General features: G+C 62.5%; 16 protein-coding genes. 7 read left to right on the top strand and 9 right to left on the bottom strand.

The window, feature by feature from the left end; translation table 11 throughout:
- Positions 1 to 49: 49 nt before the first annotated feature.
- Positions 50 to 2,383, top strand: coding sequence for a bifunctional diguanylate cyclase/phosphodiesterase (locus tag KHO31_RS33665; protein ID WP_201080975.1), 2,334 nt, complete (start codon positions 50 to 52; stop codon positions 2,381 to 2,383).
- 836 nt (positions 2,384 to 3,219) lie between these two features.
- Here the strand turns inward: KHO31_RS33665 and hpaI are convergent.
- From hpaI to KHO31_RS33630, 7 genes are all read right to left on the bottom strand, one after another.
- The gene (gene hpaI, locus KHO31_RS33660) at positions 3,220 to 4,023 is read right to left on the bottom strand and encodes a 4-hydroxy-2-oxoheptanedioate aldolase (RefSeq protein WP_201085960.1); all 804 of its coding nucleotides are present in this window, start codon (positions 4,021 to 4,023) and stop codon (positions 3,220 to 3,222) included.
- 9 nt (positions 4,024 to 4,032) lie between these two features.
- Entirely contained in the window at positions 4,033 to 4,836 is an 804-nt protein-coding gene (gene hpaH / locus KHO31_RS33655; RefSeq protein WP_201085959.1) for a 2-oxo-hept-4-ene-1,7-dioate hydratase, read from the bottom strand.
- Positions 4,837 to 4,897: 61 nt separating this feature from the next.
- Positions 4,898 to 5,296, bottom strand: a complete 399-nt coding sequence (locus KHO31_RS33650) for a 5-carboxymethyl-2-hydroxymuconate Delta-isomerase (RefSeq protein ID WP_211625333.1) — start codon at positions 5,294 to 5,296, stop codon at positions 4,898 to 4,900.
- A gap of 28 nt (positions 5,297 to 5,324) precedes the next feature.
- Positions 5,325 to 6,188, bottom strand: a complete 864-nt coding sequence (gene hpaD / locus KHO31_RS33645; protein ID WP_201084150.1) for a 3,4-dihydroxyphenylacetate 2,3-dioxygenase — start codon at positions 6,186 to 6,188, stop codon at positions 5,325 to 5,327.
- Positions 6,189 to 6,247: 59 nt separating this feature from the next.
- A complete protein-coding gene (gene hpaE / locus KHO31_RS33640; RefSeq protein WP_211625331.1) occupies positions 6,248 to 7,705 on the bottom strand; it encodes a 5-carboxymethyl-2-hydroxymuconate semialdehyde dehydrogenase in 1,458 nt (485 codons plus the stop codon).
- Positions 7,706 to 7,776: 71 nt separating this feature from the next.
- The gene (locus tag KHO31_RS33635) at positions 7,777 to 8,535 is read right to left on the bottom strand and encodes a fumarylacetoacetate hydrolase family protein (RefSeq protein WP_201085955.1); all 759 of its coding nucleotides are present in this window, start codon (positions 8,533 to 8,535) and stop codon (positions 7,777 to 7,779) included.
- The gene (locus tag KHO31_RS33630; RefSeq protein WP_201084153.1) at positions 8,532 to 9,305 is read right to left on the bottom strand and encodes a fumarylacetoacetate hydrolase family protein; all 774 of its coding nucleotides are present in this window, start codon (positions 9,303 to 9,305) and stop codon (positions 8,532 to 8,534) included. The genes KHO31_RS33635 and KHO31_RS33630 overlap by 4 nt, the downstream gene beginning before the upstream one ends.
- 179 nt (positions 9,306 to 9,484) lie before the next feature.
- On the opposite strand from KHO31_RS33630, the gene hpaR reads away from it, so the two are divergent.
- Complete coding sequence (gene hpaR / locus KHO31_RS33625; RefSeq protein ID WP_169488206.1) at positions 9,485 to 9,892, top strand: homoprotocatechuate degradation operon regulator HpaR; 408 nt, start codon at positions 9,485 to 9,487, stop codon at positions 9,890 to 9,892.
- A gap of 9 nt (positions 9,893 to 9,901) precedes the next feature.
- Here hpaR and KHO31_RS33620 read toward each other — a convergent pair whose 3' ends face one another.
- On the bottom strand, positions 9,902 to 11,041 hold the full coding sequence (locus tag KHO31_RS33620) for a helix-turn-helix transcriptional regulator (RefSeq protein ID WP_407945978.1): 1,140 nt from the start codon (positions 11,039 to 11,041) through the stop codon (positions 9,902 to 9,904).
- A 354-nt stretch (positions 11,042 to 11,395) separates the two neighbouring features.
- Here KHO31_RS33620 and KHO31_RS33615 point away from each other — a divergent pair, with 354 nt between their 5' ends.
- The 5 genes from KHO31_RS33615 to KHO31_RS33595 all read left to right on the top strand — a co-directional run bounded on the left by KHO31_RS33615 (position 11,396) and on the right by KHO31_RS33595 (position 16,812).
- Positions 11,396 to 12,457: a porin gene (locus tag KHO31_RS33615; RefSeq protein WP_201085953.1), complete on the top strand. Its 1,062-nt coding sequence runs from the start codon at positions 11,396 to 11,398 to the stop codon at positions 12,455 to 12,457.
- 110 nt (positions 12,458 to 12,567) lie between these two features.
- On the top strand, positions 12,568 to 13,812 hold the full coding sequence (locus KHO31_RS33610; RefSeq protein ID WP_407945977.1) for an MFS transporter: 1,245 nt from the start codon (positions 12,568 to 12,570) through the stop codon (positions 13,810 to 13,812).
- Between the two features lie 58 nt (positions 13,813 to 13,870).
- The gene (locus KHO31_RS33605; protein WP_201084156.1) at positions 13,871 to 14,980 is read left to right on the top strand and encodes a class II histone deacetylase; all 1,110 of its coding nucleotides are present in this window, start codon (positions 13,871 to 13,873) and stop codon (positions 14,978 to 14,980) included.
- 216 nt (positions 14,981 to 15,196) lie between these two features.
- Positions 15,197 to 16,012: a MoaF C-terminal domain-containing protein gene (locus tag KHO31_RS33600; protein ID WP_201084157.1), complete on the top strand. Its 816-nt coding sequence runs from the start codon at positions 15,197 to 15,199 to the stop codon at positions 16,010 to 16,012.
- Positions 16,009 to 16,812 carry an SDR family oxidoreductase gene (locus KHO31_RS33595; RefSeq protein WP_201085952.1) on the top strand — a complete coding sequence of 268 codons (804 nt, stop codon included), beginning with the start codon at positions 16,009 to 16,011 and terminating at the stop codon, positions 16,810 to 16,812. Before KHO31_RS33600 ends, KHO31_RS33595 begins: the two co-directional genes overlap by 4 nt.
- An 8-nt stretch (positions 16,813 to 16,820) precedes the next feature.
- On the opposite strand, the gene KHO31_RS33590 is transcribed toward KHO31_RS33595, so the two are convergent.
- Positions 16,821 to 17,606, bottom strand: a complete 786-nt coding sequence (locus tag KHO31_RS33590) for an SDR family NAD(P)-dependent oxidoreductase (RefSeq protein WP_201084159.1) — start codon at positions 17,604 to 17,606, stop codon at positions 16,821 to 16,823.
- Positions 17,607 to 17,780 lie beyond the last annotated feature (174 nt).

The following is a 17,780-nucleotide window of genomic DNA, read 5'->3' as shown; positions in this document are numbered from 1 at the left end:
GCCGTTATACATTGGCAGAGTGACCGGAGCCAGCCTGATATCTATCAATATGCTTTCCACTTTAACGAAGCAACCGTCCGATTCCGGTTTGCGCGATCGTTTTCATCGACGATCGCTGGAACACCAGCGTCCACTTTCGACCGTGACGATGGCGTTCACTGTTGTCGCGTTCCTGTGTTTAGTGGGCGCGCGCAACATGGTCAACGGCCCGGCGACGCCGCTCGCCTACCGGCTCTCCTGTGCGCTGGTGCTCGCCCTGCTGGTGATGGCGATTCCACGCGCCGGCTCGATCTGGACGTTTGGCGCAATCGGCGTAGCGTATACGCTGGTTCTGGTGGCCGGTCTCGCGCTGAACGTCTCCGGTGTCGAACAACCGTTGCTGTGGGTGCTGCCGGCGATGGTGGTGATCCCGATCTGCGCCGCGCCGCTCTGGCTCACGCCGACGCATTTCTTCCTTGGCAGCGCGCTCTTCTACGCGGCGGCGTTTGCCTTGCTGTTCGGTGAGCCGCGCACGCATGAAGTCGATGTCGTCGTGTGGATGTGGGTTGTGGCGATCGGCTTACCGACTTCCGCTGTGTTTCACTTCGGCTTCTACCGGTTCCGGCGCAACCACTTTCTGCTCGAAAGCCAACTCGCACAGCTCGCCGCGACCGATCCGCTGACCGGTCTGCAGAACCGCCGCGCGTTTGTGAAGCAGGCCGAGCGCCGCCTCGAAACCATGGCGCCTGATTTGCAGGTCAGCGCGATTTTTCTCGACATCGACAGTTTCAAATCGCTGAACGACCGCTTCGGCCACGCGGTCGGCGACCATGCGCTGCACCAGGTCGCCCGGGTGCTGATGGATGGGACCTCCGCGGACGACAGCGTGAGCCGGATCGGCGGCGAGGAGTTCGCGGTGCTGCTGTGCGACGGTCTGGCTGGCGCGCTGGCGCTGGCCGAGCGGCTGCGCGGCGCGATTGCCGCGATCGAGCGGCCGGACGGCCAACTGACTGCGAGCTTCGGCGTAGCCGAACACCGGCGCGGCGAAAGCATCATGGTGTTGCTCGATCGCGCCGACGAAGCCTTGCTGCGCGCCAAGCATTCGGGCAGAAACCGCGTATGCGCCGAACGCGCGTTGCCGCTCGAGGCGCTGCACATGCTCTTCGATGCCGCGCATGAGGAGGGTGATACGGCCGCGCGGCGGTATCGCTGGGAGGACTATTACCTGACCTCGCACTTTCAGCCGCTCTATAGTTTGTCGCATCAGAAGCAGGTGGGGTTCGAGGCTTTGCTGCGCGGCGAGCAGGATGACGGCACGTTGGTGCCGCCCGTGGTGCTGTTCGCGCCGAGGCCGTCCAGTGACGAAGGCGCGCTCGATCGCGCGAGTCATGCTGTGCATCTGGCCAATGCACGCAAGTCGCTGCCCTGTGACGCGTGGCTGTTCCTCAACATTCTGCCCGCCACATTTATCGCCGAAGGCTATGCCGACCGGCTCGCGACGCTCGTGCGGACGGCGGGACTCGAACCTGAGCAGGTGATTCTCGAGATTCTCGAATCGCATGGCGGCAGCGTCGACGACATGTCGCGGGCGGCGGCGCTGTACCGCGAGCATGGTTTCCTGATTGCCGTCGACGACTTCGGCGCCGGTCAATCGAACCTCGACCGGCTGTTGCGGATTCGGCCCGATCTTGTGAAACTCGACGGCGAGTTGATTCGCGCGACCAGTCACGGCACCGAGCAGCCGATCTTGCCGAAGCTTGTTTCGTTGTTGCATCAGGCGGGGATGCTGGTTGTTGTGGAGGGCGTGGAGACCACGGAGGAATTGATTCTTGCTGTGGAGTCGAATGTGGATTTCGCGCAGGGGTATCTGCTTGGACGGCCGGCTGCGGAGATTGCGCCACCGGAGCCGGTGCAACGGCGGATCGATGATGCATTCGATGTGATTGCCCAGGGCAGGGCGCATCAGTATGCGTTGTTTGAGTCGGAGGTCGAGCCTTATCGGGTTGCCTTGCGGCAGGCTGCCGATGGGTTGCTGGCGGGTGTCGTGATGGGGGAGGCGTTTGCTTCTCTGGCCACGTTTGATCGCTGTATCAGCTGTTTTATTCTCGATGATTCAGGGCGGCAGATCGGGCTTGAAGTGCCAGGGCCGGCGTGGAATAGCGAAGGGGCTTCGTTGCATCCTGTGGCGAATCCGCGGGATGCCAGATGGGATCATCGGCCTTATTTTCGCAATGCGGTTTTGTTGCCGGGGGTGGCTGTGGCTAGTAATCCTTATCTTTCTTTGGCCAGCGGCCGGCCTTGTGTTGCGGTTACGCTTGCTGTGCAGTTTGCTAGTGAGAGGTCTGTTGTGGGGGTGGAGTTGGATTGGTCGGCCGTGGGGTTGCCGTGGCCAGCGGGAGATTGATTTTGGTTGTTTTGCCTACGCGGCGCTTTGTCTGTGTGCCTTTGGCGTTGGCCTTTCCTTGAATTGTTAGTGGTCTATTAGCGTTGCCCCTGTGCGGGGCGGCACCTACTTCTCTTTGCTGCTGCAAAGAGAAGTAGGCAAGAGAAAGCAGCTCAAACCGCTAATTCTTAAGCGGGTCCCCCGCACTGTCGCGGTAGTGGTGCATCTGGAATCGGTGCCCTCGCACACTCCGCGTAAGTGACAAAGCAGTCATGCTTCCCGCCTCGCACTCCGTGCTCGCCGGAAGGGTTCACATGCAAACCCATGGCTTCGTTTCGATGAGGTGGGGGCCGTCGGCTTCGCCTCGGCGAAGCGCCGAATGAAGCGCGAGTGCGAAACCGTAGTGACTGGTTTTATGAAGTGCCCATCGGCGCGCGCAGCGCCGCCGGAAGTATGACGGCTTTGTCACTTACGCTGAATGTGCGAGGGCACGGATTCCAGATGCACCACTACCTCCTCCAAGCTAGGGGACCCGCTTAAGAGCTAGCGGTGTGAGCTGCTTTCTTTTGCCTACTTTTCTTTGCAGCAGGCAAAGAAAAGTAGGTGCCGCCCCGCACAGGGGCGACGCTAATAAACCAATAAGAATTCAAGGAAAGGCCAACGCCGCAGGCGCACAGAAAAAAGCCCCGCGCAGGCACCCAATTCAAGGAAAGGCCAACGCCGCAGGCGCACAGAAAAAAGCGCCGCGCAGGCACTCAAATCAAGAAAAGCCCAACACTGTAGGCAAACAGACAAACCGCCGAGCAGGCAAAAAACCGCCGCCCCGCGGCGCCCCCCCGCTGCCTGGCAGGCACCCCTCAATACCCGCCTTTCACCGGCGCCGCCACCCCGGCAGTCTTCTTGTACGCTGCCGCCAGATCCGCCGCCGCGCGGCTCAACAACCCCGTATCCGTCCCCACCGCCACAAACGTCGCGCCCGCCGCCAGGTACTCGGCGGCAATCCCCGAATCCGGCGCCAGCACGCCCGCCGCTTTGCCGGCGTCCCGCACCTTCCTGATGCCGTTGCATATCGCCTCGCGTACGCTCGCGTCCCCCGGCTTGCCCAGCAATCCCATCGATGCACTCAGGTCCGCCGGACCAAAAAACACGCCGTCAATACCGTCCACCGCCGCGATCGCCGACACGTTCTCCATGCCTTGCACCGTCTCTACCTGCACCAGCACACACAACTCTTCCGCCGCCGTGTTCAGGTAGTCCGGTATCCGGTTCCAACGCGATGCCCGCGCCAACGCACTCCCCACCCCGCGAATGCCCTGTGGCGGATAGCGCGTCGCCGCGACGGCGTCCGCGGCCTGCTCCGCAGTGTCGATCATCGGTAGCAACAAGGTCTGGGCGCCGATATCGAGCAACTGCTTGATCAACGCGCTATCGCTGCGCACCGGACGCACCACCGGATGCGAAGCGTACGCAGCCACAGCCTGTAATTGCGCCAGCGTGCTGCGGACATCGTTCGGTGCGTGCTCGTTGTCGATCAACAACCAATCGAACCCGGCCGTGGCCAGCAACTCGGTCACGTATGCATCGGCAAGCGCCGCCCATAAGCCGAATTGCGGCTTGCCCTCAGCCAATGCGCGCTTGAATGTGTTTTGCGGGAGAGACATGTCAGCGACTCAAATGAAATTCAAACCAATGCCGCCCAGCGGACCATAGTCGACGTGGAACGTGTCGCCCGCTCGCGCCGGAATCGGGCTCGTGAACGAGCCGCTCAGAATCACGTCGTTCGCGTTCAGTACTTCATCGTAGGGCGCGATCTTGTTGGCGAGCCATGCAACGCCAGTGGCAGGGTGATTCAGCACCGCGGCAGCAAGTCCGCTTTCTTCCACCGCGCCGTTCTTGTAAAGCAAGGCGCCAATCCAACGAAGGTCGACGTCCATCGGACGCACCGGGCGGCCGCCCAGCACGATGCCGGCATTGGCCGCGAAGTCGGAGATGGTGTCGTAGACCTTGCGCGGCGCCTTCGTCTCGCGGTCGAATTGTTCGATGCGCGCGTCGATAATCTCCACCGCCGGGGTCACGTAGGCCGTGGCGTCCAGAACGTCGAATAGCGTGACACCAGGGCCTTTCAAGGGCTTGCTCAACACGAACGCCAATTCGACTTCCACGCGCGGTGCAATAAAGCGGTCGGCGCGGATGTCCTGGCCGCTTTCGATGAACATGCTGTCGAGTAGCGGCGCATAGTCAGGTTCGTCGATCTGCGACGAACGCTGCATCGCACGTGAGGTCAGGCCGATCTTGCGGCCTTTGATCACATGGCCCTCGGCCAGTTTGAGCTTCACCCACTCGCGCTGAATCGCGTAACCGTCCTGGACTGTCATCCCGGGATACTGGGCCGAGAAGTGGCGGAGCTGAGTGCGCGTTTTCTCAGCGTTGTCGAGTTGCGCCGCGAGATCGCGGATAGTCTGTTCGTCTAGCATGATGGTTCTCTATAAGCGGCTACCAGGCCCGGGTACTAAACCTGGGTACAAAGCCCGGGTACTAAGCCTTAAGCCGCGCGTGCAAATTGTTGTGTTTCCACGTGCCCGCTTCGCTGAATTCATTGATCTCCAGCGACAGCGCCAGGCCGTGTTTTTCAAACTCAGCAGCGAAGTGCTGTTTGATCGCGTCAAACAGTGCATCACCGGTCGCCTTTTTTGCGGCGTCCGAGCGGCCTGCGGCGATCTTCAGGTTCGCGTGCAGAAACGCGGCGTCGGCCCTGCCATCGGCAATGCAGTACTGCTCGCAGCGCAAGGCGCGCACGCGGATGCCGCCAAGCGGATAAACGTGTTGTTCGTTCTCGCGCTGTGTGTCGAGGCAACGAGCCAGCGTTTTGCATAGCTCGTCGATGCTTTCTGCGCCGGCAAGATTAGCGCTATATTCAAGTGTCAGATGCGGCACGGCAGGCTCCTTTCTCAGTACTAGGTACTTAAGCGGGCAGGGGCGTCACGGGGAAGATCGCATTGATCTGGCCAGTGCCCGAACTGCCGAAATACGGCGTGACGACTTCGACCTTGCCGTCGTAACGATCCCAACCGAGCGCGCCAAGCAGCATCGCGGTGTCGTGCATGCCGCCTTCGCCCCAGCATTTCTCGTTATAGAGCGGCAGCATTTCGCAGAAGGTTTTCCAGTCGCCTGCTTCCCACAACTCGATCACTTTACGGTCCATCTGTTCGAGAAACGGGTTCCACACCTTATGCATGAACTGCTCGGCAGTGCCGTTGTTGGCGAAGTGGTGGCTCAACGAACCGCTCGCCAGAATCGCCACGGTGCCGTCGTAACGTTCTTCGATGGCTTTGCGTACTGCGAGGCCGAAGCGCGCGCTGGTTTCGAGGTCGTGCCACATGCACCAGCCGGCTACCGATACGGTCTTGAAGTGCTGATCGCTATTCATATAGCGCATGGGCACCAGCGTGCCATACTCGAGTTCGAGCGTGGTCTCGCTGTGCGCGCGGCTCTTCACGCCCATTTCGTTGGCGACTTCCGCGATCAGATCGCCGAGCCCGACATTGCCGGGATACGCGTACGGCATGTTCTTGATGAAATGCGGCAGTTCGTTGCTCGTATAGACGCCTTCGAACTTCGGGGCGCAATTGATGTGGTACTCGCTGTTCACCAGCCAATGCACGTCGAATACGACGATCGTGTCCACACCCAATTCCCGGCAACGGCGGCCGATTTCATGATGGCCGTCGATTGCGGGCTGACGACAGCCCTTATGTGGACCGTCGAGTTCGGACAAATATAACGACGGGACGTGAGTGACTTTTGCTGCCAACGCGAGTTTGCCCATCGCGATCTCCTATTCTGTGTCGCGCGAGGCGTGATGCACTCGCGCAGATGAGCAGCGCTTCAGACGCCCCAGCGCGGAATGTGATGCGAGCCGAGCGATACGCACACGTTCTTCGGTTCGAGGAACGCTTCGTAGCTCCACGTGCCGCCTTCGCGGCCCACCCCCGATGCCTTGGTGCCCCCGAACGGCTGGCGCAGATCGCGTACGTTCTGGCTGTTGACGAAGCACATACCCGCCTGGACGGCTGCGGCGACGCGAAGCGCACGGCCGGTGCTCTCGGTCCAGATGTAGCTCGACAAACCGTAGGAGATGTCGTTGGCGAGTTTGATCGCGTCGGCTTCGTCGTCGAACGGAATCAGGCAGGCGACCGGGCCGAAAATCTCTTCCTGCGCGATCCGCATGCGGTTGTCGACATCGACGAACACCGTCGGCTGAACGAAGTTGCCTTTGCGCATGGCCTCGGGCAAGTCGGGTACATCGAGTCCGCCGCACGCGAGCGTCGCGCCTTCTTTCGGACCCAGTTCGATGTAGCTGCGCACTTTGGCCAGGTGCCCCTGGCTGATCATCGGGCCGACAATCGTGCTGTCGGCCAGCGGATCGCCCACTGTCAAACGCTTCGCGCGCTCGACGAAACGCTCGGCAAAGCGGGCGTAAATCGAGCGTTGCACCAGAATGCGCGAACCCGCGGTGCAGCGTTCGCCGTTGTTCGAGAAGATCATGAACACGGCGGCATCGAGCGCGCGCTCGAAATCGGCGTCGTCGAAAATCACGAACGGTGACTTGCCGCCGAGTTCCATCGAAAACTTTTTCAGGCCCGCGGTCTGCACGATGCGGTTGCCGGTTGCCGTCGATCCGGTGAACGACACCGCATGCACATCCGGGTGCGCCACCAGCGGTTCGCCGGTGTCCTTGCCGAAGCCATGCACGACGTTCAGCACGCCGGCAGGAATGCCGGCTTCAAGGGCGAGATTGCCGAGCATCGAGGCGGTCAGCGGCGACAGTTCGCTCATCTTCAACACGGCGGTATTGCCGAACGCGAGACAGGGTGCGACTTTCCACGTTGCCGTCATGAACGGAACGTTCCACGGCGAGATCAGTGCACAGACGCCGACCGGATGGAACAGCGTGTAGTTCAAATGCGTATCGGTAGGATACGTATGGCCGTCGACGCGTGTGCACATCTCCGCGAAATAGCTGAAGTTGTCGGCGGCGCGCGGCACGAGTTGCTTGCGCGTCTGCGAGATTGTCTGGCCGGTGTCCTTCGTCTCGGTCTCCGAGATTTCCGGCACGTTTTTCGCAATCAACTCGCCGAGCTTCCGAATGATTTTTGCGCGTTCCGCAGCGGGCTTGCCGGCCCAAGCAGGAAACGCTTCTTTGGCCGCGCGCACGGCGGCGTCGACATCTTCCGCATCGCCGCGGGCGACTTCAGCGAGCACGTTCTGTGTCGCCGGATCGACGGTCTCGAAGTAGTCTTTCGCCGCGCTCGATTTGCCGTTGATCAGATGTTCGATTCGCATTGCCTTGTCCTTTCTCTGTCGATCGGAGTTAGCGCTTTAGGCTTGCTCCGATCCCATTTAAAACAATTTGATCAGGCGCGGCCGAAGTCCGCGTCGGATGCAATCGTATTGACGAGACGGCCAAGGCCGTCGATTTCGCACACCACTTCGTCGCCCGCATTGACATTGACGATGCCTTCCGGCGTGCCGGTCAGGATCACGTCGCCGGGTGCGAGGGTCATGAAGCTACTCAGGTATTCGATCAACGCCGGAATATCGGTGACGAGATCGCGCGTGTTGCCGTGTTGCTGCCGCGTGCCGTTCACAAACGTGCGTAATTCGAGTTGCGTGACGTCTTCGATATCGGCGGCATCGACGAACCAGGGGCCGAGCACGGTGCCGCCGTCGCGATTCTTCACGCGCAGGTTGGGGCGGTAATAGTTTTCCAGGTAGTCGCGGATCGCGTAGTCGTTGGCGATCATGTAGCCGGCCACATGCTGCATGGCGTTTTCGCGCTTGATGTTCTGCGCGGTTTGGCCGATCACGACAGCAAGTTCGCACTCGTAGTGCATGAAGGTGACGTCGGCAGGGCGGCGCGTGAAGCCACGGTGACCGATGACCGTGCCCGGGCCTTTGAGAAAAACTAAAGGCTCTTCCTGCTTGTTGAACTGCAATTCCTTCGCATGCTCCGCATAGTTCAAGCCGAGCGCGAAGATCGTGCCGACTTCGATCGGCGCGAGCCATACCACTTCATCCTCACGACGCACGCGCCCGTCGGCGAGGCGCACGCCGTTGGCGTCCGGATAGGCTTCGTGAATCGCCCCTGCATACGCAACACGGCCGCGCATCATTGCTGTTCTCCATCTTGTTCTTCCGCACCGACAAACGACACCTCAAGCGGCGGCAATCCGCCGATCGACAGCGTGGCCGTGTCGCCGATATGCGCAACCGGCGAACCATGCGGCACGCCAAGCGTAATGACGTCACCCGCGCTGAGCGTCATGAAATCGGTGACGTCCGCGATCAATTGCGCCACGTTGCGTATCGACGACGCGGTACTCGCAGTGAAGATCTCACGTCCCGCAAGCGCAACCGTGATCGTCAGATCGTCCGGCGCAGCAACATGACGCGCTGCAACCACCGCCGGTCCAATCACGCAAAAGCCGTCGCGTGCCCGAAACCGTACCGACGGCCGGTACACGCTCGCATGCGGCACGCTCAGGTCGGCGACCACCGTGTAGCCGGCAATGTAATCGAACGCCTGACCCACGCCGACGTGCGTTGCCGTGCGACCCATCACGATACCCAGCGAAGCACCGACTTCCACACCCAGGGCATTGTCAGGCACGACGACACGCGCGCGATGACCGGCGAACGTATTGCGCGGCTTCAGATAGAGCACGGGCGCTTTGGGCGGTGCTTTATACGGAGCGGCATGAACCGCATCGCCCAATGCTTCCAGCGCGACTCGATCGTTCAGCAAGGTTCCATAGACAGCGCCGGAAACCGGCGCGCGGCAGGCCACGCCGCGTGCGAGCAGCGCGGCGGCGGTGTGCGCATCCACGTCACGAGGCAGCGCGTCGCCTTCGGGATGCAGCAGGTGATCGGCAAGTGCAAACATAATTCAGCTGTCTCTCGCAAAAAACACTAACATGTTAGTAGTATTGCGCTTGATATCATCCACGGTCAATAGCCTGTCGGCTGATTGCGGGTTTTCCCTTAAGTTTCGACGGCTGCTTTTACCTATCTTCCGCCATGTCCGCTTCTGCTTCCACCCGAGTTTTGCACCGCAACCTGCCGATGTTGTTGCTGCGCGCCAGAGAAAAAATGATGGAGCGTTTCCGCCCATTGATTACCGCGCACGGACTGACCGAACAGCAATGGCGCGTGATTCGCGCCCTCAATGAGCACGGCCCGATGGAGCCGCGGCACATCTCCGATATCTGCACGATTTCGAGCCCGAGCATGGCCGGCGTGCTCGCGCGCATGGAGAGCATGGAACTGGTGACGAAGGAGCGTTTCGCGGAAGATCAGCGCCGCGTGCTGGTGTCGCTCACCGACACGAGTGTGGACCTGGTGCGCGTGATCTCGAAGGATCTCGAAGCGCACTATCGCGAGTTGGAGCGCAAGGTGGGACCGGAAATCGTCGAGCGTGTGTATCGCGCGGTCGACGATCTGCTTGCCGGCCTCGAAGAAGAGGACGAGTAAAGCCGTCGCTCAATCGCTCTGGCTGGGCGCCGCGGCGTTTGCAGCAGCGTTCTCCCTGAGCCCGAGCAGCCACGGAATCTGGCTTTTGTCGTGCATGCCGAGCTTTTTATAAGCGCAGCGCAGATAGTGGCGCACGGTGGTGGGCGAAATCGCCATGCGTTGCGCGACTTCCTTGTGCGAGAGACCGTCGCCGTAGAGCTTGATCGCACTCAGTTCGCGAGGACTCAAGCGGTCGAGCGGCGAGCGTTGGCGCGCCTCCAGCTGAAACAGACCCACCACGGGCGAGCAGTTCACCGTCACCGTTTCGCCGACATACGGCTGGCCCGTGTCCGCATGCAGATGCGCGATCAACGGCGCCGGCAGATGCTGGTTCTGATAGGCCGGCCACTCGCCGCGCAGGATGGTTTCGAACGCTTTATCCGCCTGGTGCACTGCACCGTAGCCATCGCAAATCGCACGTGCGGGCGTTGAGACGCCTTCACCGCGCTCACGCGTCAATTGAAACGAGCGGTTGATGGTCAGCGCCGCGCTCAGATGCGGAATCACATCCTCCAGCGTTTGCGCATCTGCCGCGGAGAACGGTTTGTCGAGCGCGCGGCGGTACACGGAGAGGAAAGTCGCGAGCCCGAAGCGATGATCGAGCGCCGACACCACCATCAATTGTGCGAGCCCGTATTTGATGGCCCAGTTGCGAAAGCGCGGATCGATGCCGGGCGCGACGATCGACACTTCCAGCGCGCGGCCGTAGCGGTTCATCGAGCCGAGCGCAAGCGGATCGCAGTCGCGCACGCGCTGCCAGTCGGTAAAGAACTCGCCGGGCAGGCCATAGACGAAACTGTTGTGCATCACGGGACCGTTAGCCGTGTGCGTGGTCACGCCGGTCCAGCCGGCGTCGAACGGTAAATGCTGCGAGAGAAGACGGAAGAAGCCGTGCTCGAATTCGCCGATGCCGGTGCGGTTCGCGAGCGCATAGAGGTCGAGCAGGAAAAGGCTCAGGCCGCGCGCAGCCGTGCCGTTACCGGAAAACGTCCCTTCGAAGTCGGCGCTGCGCTGTTCGAGCGGTGCGCCTGCGTAGTCGTCGAGCGGAATGGCAGGGGGCATTTCACCCCACTGACCGATAACCCGCTTCGTGTCTTCTGTGACTGTCACGCTGGCTCCTTCGGCTGTCGATAAGGCGCGTCCAGCCGCTCGTGCGGCGTGCCGACCGATTATACGTGGCGCTTTTTTGAAAAACGCAGTGATGGAAATGGCGCTACGCCCCCTCATTTGAACGGTCCCGGGCCGGCGATGCCACGCCGCGTCGTGACGCCGGGCCGTTCGACACATCCGCGCATGTCAACCGCGCCGGGGCTCGGCGCGATCGCGTGCGGGTTTTCCATACCGTTCATCTGGACGTCTATTCAGCGCAATTGCCGCTACCGACACTGCCGTTGCACTCGATCAGGGATGCAGCCCGCAGCGACGGACACATTAAAAAAACATCAGACGGTTTGGAGCTTCTCGATGAAACGAAACGAATCACGGCAGCGCGGCGGTCGACGAAAGACGTTGGCGGCATTGAGTGCTGCGGCTGGCTTGTGCGCCGCGACTGCCCACGCGCAATCGAGTGTCACGCTGTACGGTTTGATCGACGCGGGCATTCAGTACCGCACGAACGCGGACGGCCAGCACAGCGCGGTCAACTTGCAGAACTACGGCGTATTGCCGTCGCAGATCGGTTTGACGGGCACGGAAGATCTGGGCGGCGGCCTGCAGGCGATCTTCCGCCTCGAGCAGGGCATCAACGTGAATGACGGCACGGCCACGGTGCCGGGTTACGCATTTTTTCGCGGTGCTTACGTCGGTTTGACCGGCAAATTCGGCACCGTCACGCTCGGACGGCAGTTCAGCGTGCTGTTCGATCGCACGGTTTTCTACGACCCGCTGCTGTATGCGGCGTACAGCGGGCAGGGTGTGCTGGTGCCGCTGTCGGCCAACTTCATCGACAACTCGGTGAAGTTCAAGACCGCCGACTACGCCGGCTTCAGCGCTGAGGCGTTGGCGGCGACCGGCGGCGTGGCCGGCAATTCGCGCTCGGGCCGGGTGCTGGAAATCGGCGCGCAATACGGTGGCAACGGCTACGGCATCAGCGCGGCCTTGCACCGGGCGCAAGGCACGGCGTCCACGGCTGGCGATACCTCGGGACTGCAGCAGACCATCGGTACGCTGGCCGCGCATTGGGACATCGCGACGCTTTCGCTGTATGGCGGCGCGGAGCGGCAAACCGGATCGCTCGCGCCGTCGAAAACGGTGGCGTGGGGCGGGGCGCGCTATCAGGTCAACAATTTCGTCGGCCTCGCGGGCGGCGTCTATCAGACCTGGTCGAACACGCCGAGCGTCGGTCATCCGACGCTGTTCATCGCGAGCGGCACCTATGCATTGTCAAAGCGCACGGTGGCGTATGTGAATCTCGGCTACTCGCGTAACAGCAGTCAAAGCTCGCAGCCGGTCTACGAATACGACGCAACGCCGCTCAACGGAGCCTCCCAGTTCGGCGCGATGCTCGGTATGTATCACACGTTCTGATTGCCCGCCGCTGGCGTGGCGCTTCAGTTTCGACAGCGTCGGCTTGTCGTCGTCCGATAGAGGCTTCGTATCCCCCTTCGTTGCAACCGCAATCGTTACCTCTGAGCCCCATGAAAACTTCTTCGACTTCCTCGTTTGCCACGGCCGCCACATCCGCGATGCCCACGGCCGCGCCGCGCCAATTCGCGACGTCCACGCTGTTGTCGCTGGTGGTGTTCGCCGCCATCACGCCGCTCCTGCTGCTTGTCGCGCCGGCGGTGGCTGCGCAACTCGGCGGACAACTCGGTTTGAGCGCCTCGCAGATCGGCACGTATTTCTTCGTCGAACTCGGCGCGTTCAGTTGCGCGACCTTGCCGTCCCTCCTGTGGCTGGGACGTGTCGACGCGCGCCGTGTCGCGGCGATCGCCACGGCGGTGTTCTGCATCGGCAATCTCGCCACGGCGCTGCTGATGCCGGGTTTCGTCGCGCTGCTGGCGCTGCGCGCGCTGACCGCGCTCGGCGGCGGCACGCTGATGGTGCTGTGCATGACGAGTGCGGCGACGAGCGGCAATCGTGACCGCGTGTATGGCTTATGGGTGGTCGGTCAATTAGTGGCCGGTGCGCTCGGCCTGTTCGTGCTGCCGCATCTGTTCGACGCGTTCGGTTTGCGCGCACTGTACGTGGCGCTGGCCGTGCTTGCGCTGATCGCGTCGCCGCTCACGCGCGGTTTCGATCCGGCGTTGGGCAGGGCTAGCGGCAAAGAGGCCCAACAGGCCGCGTCTGGCATGAATAGCGCGAGCAGCAGAAGTAGCACGGGGTTTCTCGCGACGCTGGTCATCGGTGGCGTGCTCGCTTTCTATGTGGCGATCGGCGGCGTCTGGACGTTCGCGAGCAAGGCGGCGTCGCTCGCCGGACTCGACGCCGGACACGCCGGCGAACTGCTGGCGGTCGCGAGCGTGATGGGCATCGTCGGCGCGGCGTGCGCGTCGTTCATCGGCAACCGGATCGCGCGTGCCGCGATGCTGCTGACGGGTTACGCAATTCTCGTCGCAGCCTTGCTCGGTCTGTCGGCGCATCCTGGTTCGACGGGCTACGCCGCGGCGATCTTCGCCTTCAAATTTGCGTGGACCTTCGTGCTGCCGTTCATCCTCGCCGCAGCCGCAAAAACCGATACGTCCGGGCGATTGATCGCCACGTTGAACTTCGTGATCGGCGCGGGACTCGCGGTCGGTCCACTGATCGCCGGCTTTCTCCTCGACGCCGGTGCGGGACTCAATACGTTGTTTCAGGGCGCGGCGGTGATCTGCATCTTGTCATTCGTTTGCCTGCTACGTGTCGAGCGTAACGGGCGCGAAGTGCGAGGTACACGCCGGTGACCGAACAGTCGACTTCAGTCGATTTGAATCCGCAGGTGAACTACAGGTAAGAGAAATCATGAGCAAAACAGCATTTTTCACGGATGAACGCACCTTCTGGCATACAGGTGGCACGCATGCGCTGTTCTTTCCCGTCGGTGGCTGGGTACAGCCGCCGTCGAGCAGCGGCTACGCGGAATCGCCCGATTCGAAACGCCGGCTGCTGGCGCTGATTCAGACCTCGGGGCTGGCGGCTTCGCTCGACATGCAGGGTGCGGAGCTTGCCACGGAAGAAGATTTGCTGCGCGTCCATCCGCGCGATTATCTGAACCGCTTCAAGGCGCTTAGCGACACGACTGGTGGCGATCTGGGTGACCTCGCGCCGTTCGGCAAGGGCAGCTATGAGATCGCTGCACTGTCCGCGGGGCTCGCCATCAGCGCGATCGACACTGTGCTCGGCGAGCGGGCAAGCAACGCATTCTCGCTGTCGCGCCCGCCTGGTCATCACTGTCTGCGCGACAAGCCGATGGGCTTCTGCCTGTTCGCCAATATTCCCATTGCGATCGAAGCGGCCCGCGCACGGCATGGTGTCGAACGCGTCGCGGTGATCGACTGGGATGTCCACCACGGCAATGGCACGCAGTCGATCTATTACGACGACCCCAATACGCTGACGATTTCGCTCCATCAGGATCGCTGCTTTCCGCCGGGCTACAGCGGGGCGGACGAGCGCGGCGCGGGCGCGGGTGTGGGCGCCAACGTGAACATTCCGCTGTTGCCGGGCGGCGGGCACGACGCCTATCTGTATGCGTTCGAGCGCATCGTGCTGCCTGCACTCGACGCGTTCAGGCCGGATCTGATCGTCGTGGCGAGCGGGCTCGACGCGAGTGCAGTCGATCCGCTCGCGCGCATGCTGCTGCACAGCGAGAGCTATCGCACGATGACGCAACTGGTGCGTGACGCTGCCGAACGTTATTGCAGCGGGCGCTTGGTGATCGTGCACGAGGGCGGGTATTCGGAAGCGTATGTGCCGTTCTGCGGCCACGCGATCGTCGAGACGCTGGCGGACGTGCGAACGCAGGTGACCGATCCGATGCTGGATCTCGCGATCGCGCAGCAGCCTAACGAGCGCTTCAAGGCGTTTCAGCGCGGGCTGATCGATGAACTGGCGGGCGAATTCGGGCTGTAATGCCTTTCGCGGCGCTGAAACATCTAAAGCCTTCTGGGCCCATGGGCGATAGGCCTATCGGGTGTTTTCAGGGCGCTTGAAGTCGCGGGCTTTGTCATCCTTCTGGTTGATGCCGCCGCGCCCGCGTCCTCCGTACAGTAGTCAAAGGCGCCGCGGCCTAGCGCTCGACGCGAGTCAAGCCGCGGCAAATCATCGAACTACTGGAGCCATACAGATATGACATCTCAACCCGTTTTCATCCAGGTCGGCGCACTGGCCGAAGGCTTCGCACCCGATAGCCACATCCTGCCGCCTGTCGACGATCTGACTGGCCGTACGTTGCAGCTCGAATTCGTGGATGGGCCCAAGGAGGCGTTGACGTTCGTCTCCGCCGATCTGGTGCGTACGACAAACGGTCAATTCGAATGCCGGATCACGTCGGTGCGCGACGGCATTTACTTCGTCGATTACATCGGCGGTGGCGACGGCTCGCGGCCGGCAGCGACGAGTTACGTGCTCGATGTGAAACAGGGCTTGTGCACCTCGGTGGTCGGCACGTTGCCGAATGAAAGCGAAGCCCGTACCGATGCATTCACGCGTGTGGAGCGAGGCCTGGAGTTGACCGGCGTACAGGCGCAGTTCCGTCACGGCAGGATCGTGCAGCAGGGTGCTCAAGCAGGGACGCAAGGGGCGTTGCATCATCCGACTCGCGAACTGATCGGCATGCGCAACCTGTACACGTACAGCGCCACGGAACAGTACGAACACGTCTATCTGAACGACAACTTCTATGCGTGGCAATGCCTCGCGGGCGTGGAAGCAGGTCTCGCCGATGTGGACCGTTGCCACTACATCGCCATCGCCAAAGATCTGTACCTGTTCGTCTGGCGCGAAAAAATCATTCCGACGCTCGGTGTGGTGATGATCGACCTCGAACGCAAGAAGACCGACGGCAAGATTTTCGGCTATCAGGGCAACCAGTTCGACACGCTGTCGAATTTCCCGGTCGGCGCGCTTGCACAAGTGCTTAACGTGACGCGGCATCCGCAATGAGCAGCGCCGCGCAGCATGCGGCGAGCATGCGTGATTTTGCCGGCAAGGCGGTGCTGGTGACCGGCGGCGCGCAAGGCATCGGACGCGGCATTGCCCTGGCGTTTGCCGCGCGCGGTGCCTCGGTGGCGATTGCGGACCTGCGCATCGACGCTGCCTCGGAAGCGGTGCATGGTCTCGCGCAGCAGGGCGGCGCGGCCCGCGCGTACGAAGCGGATATGGCCGAGCACGCGCAGATCGAGCGCCTTGTTGCCGAAGTGGAAGCGGACTTCGGCAGGCTCGACGTGGTCGTGCACAACGCCGCCTATTTCCCGCTTACCGCCTTCGATGCGATTACGCCCGAGGTTCTGCAGCGCACCTTCGCCGTGAATCTCGCCGCGCTCTTCTGGCTCGCGCAGGCGGCGACGCCCGCGTTCGTCCGGCAGGGCGGCGGCCGGATGCTGGCCACCTCGTCGGTGACGGGGCCGCGCGTGGCGTACCCGGGGCTCGCGCACTATGCGGCGTCCAAGGCGGGCGTGAACGGCTTCATCCGCGCCGCGGCGTTGGAGCTGGCGAAGCACCGGATCACGGTCAACGGTGTCGAGCCCGGCATGATCCGCACGCCTGCGATGGGCAATCTCGGTGACGACGCGCATAACCGTCGCATCGAACAGGCGATTCCGCTCGGGCGGCTGGGCGAACCGTCGGATATCGCGGCGGCCATGCTGTTTCTGGCCTCCGACGCGGCTTCGTACATCACCGGCCAAACCATCGTGGTCGATGGCGGTTCGACCTTGCCCGAGTCGACCGCCGTCATGATCTAAGGCCCCGCCTACAGATGGTCGAACGCCAGCGTCGGCACATCGACGATCGAGGAGCCGCCGTCGGCAACGAGGGTGGCGCCCGTCACGATCGACGCAGCGGGCGACGCCAGAAACTCGCAGATACCGGCGATCTCTTCTGCGTGCGCGGGACGGCGCAACGGCACATCGGCGCAGACGCGCTGATAGGCCGCGTCGAGCGTATCGTCGTAGCGCTGCATCAGCGGCTGCATTTCCGCATCGGCCATCGGCGTGCGGACCCAGCCTGGGCATACCGCGTTGACGCGCACGCCGTGGGGGCCGTAGTCGCGCGCGAGCGAGCGCGTCAGGCCAATCAGCGCGTGCTTCGACGTGGTGTAGCCGCATACGGCGGGGCCCGCTGCGAGCGACGCGATCGAAGCGACCAGCACGATTGCGCCGCGCCGTTCGATCAGATCGGGCAGGCAGGCACGGGCGGCGACGAAGGCGGTGTCGAGATTCGCGCGCATCGCGGCGGACCAGGCCGCGTCGTCGGTTTCGGTGGCGGTGCCCGTGCCGAAACCGCCGGCGCAGGCGATCAATGCATCGACAGCGCCGCCGTCGGCCTTGATCGCGGCGATGAAGCGCTGCCAGTCGGCGGCGCTGGCTGCGTCGCCGTCGAGCGCGAGCCCGCCGGTTTCGCGCGCCACCCGTTCGAGTGGCGCGCGGCGCCGGCCGATCAGCGCCACGCGTGCGCCGCGCGAAGCAAACAGCCGGGCGCAGGCTTCACCGATACCGGTGCCCGCGCCTGTGATGACAACCGTGCGTTGTTTGGACATGGCGTTCCTTATGAACGTGATTGGACTTGATGAAAGGAGTGAAGCGTGAACCCAGAGTCTAGACACACGTCCCGCAGCACGGAATCAGGCAAAAGGATGACAACGCAATCGCCGTTTGAGCGCGTAGCTCGCGTCGATTTGCCAATTCGTGCTCACGCTACGGAATCGCACGTT

The organism is Paraburkholderia domus, assembly GCF_905220705.1.
GTDB lineage: Bacteria > Pseudomonadota > Gammaproteobacteria > Burkholderiales > Burkholderiaceae > Paraburkholderia > Paraburkholderia domus.
The sequence above is the reverse complement of the archived record's forward strand: the minus strand, read 5'-3'. Positions and strand labels throughout refer to the sequence as shown.